The sequence below is a fragment of the Caballeronia humi genome, from assembly GCF_001544475.1.
Taxonomy (GTDB): Bacteria; Pseudomonadota; Gammaproteobacteria; order Burkholderiales; family Burkholderiaceae; genus Caballeronia; species Caballeronia humi.
This window is the reverse complement of record NZ_FCNW02000228.1, coordinates 1-704: the sequence shown is the minus strand read 5'-3', so window position 1 is coordinate 704 and position 704 is coordinate 1. Positions and strand designations below refer to the sequence as shown.

Annotated in this window: 1 protein-coding gene; it reads right to left on the bottom strand. The window is 61.6% G+C overall.

Annotated elements, in window-relative coordinates:
* Positions 1-2: 2 nt before the first annotated feature.
* On the bottom strand, positions 3-704 hold a 702-nt coding region (locus AWB65_RS35170), incomplete at its 5' end, for an IS30 family transposase (RefSeq protein WP_087671284.1).

The window sequence follows — 704 nt, the reverse complement described above, 5'->3', positions numbered from 1 at the left end:
GTTTAATGTTTAGCGCCTTGAGGTTGGCTCGCTGAGGCAAGTGTCGCAGCGAAGACCTCGAATGGCGAATGGAACGCGTGAGTTGCGCGCGGCCGGCTGTTCAAACTGTCGGCGATAGCATCGAGTTCGTCCTGACTGTAGACCGAAAGGTCGGTGCCTTTAGGCAGGTACTGGCGCAACAATCCGTTGGTGTTTTCGCAAGTGCCGCGTTGCCACGGACTGTGCGGGTCGCAAAAGTACACGCTCACGCCGGTGGCGGCGGCGAGTTCTTGATGGCGCGCGAGTTCCTTGCCCTGGTCATAGGTGAAGCTTTGGCGCAAGGGTTCGGGGATCGAATTGAGTTTGGCCGAGAAGCCCGCCAGAGCAGAGGCTGCGGTTGCGTCCTGCATCTTGGCAAGCAGCACCAGTCGGCTGGTGCGCTCAACCAGCACGCCAACGGAGGATTGATTGCCGGCGCCTTTGATGAAGTCGCCTTCCCAGTGGCCCGGCAGCAGGCGGTCTTCGATTTCGGGCGGCCCCACGTGAATACTGACCATGTCGGGAATCTGTCCGCGTCGGTCGGTGCCGCGCGAGCGCGACATGCGGGTACTGTGGCCGTGGCGCAGGCAGGCAATCAATTGGCGGCGCAACTCGCCGCGCGGCTGAGCGTAGATAGCCGTGTAGATGGTCTCATGCGATACGTGCTGGGTCGGGTCGGTCGGATA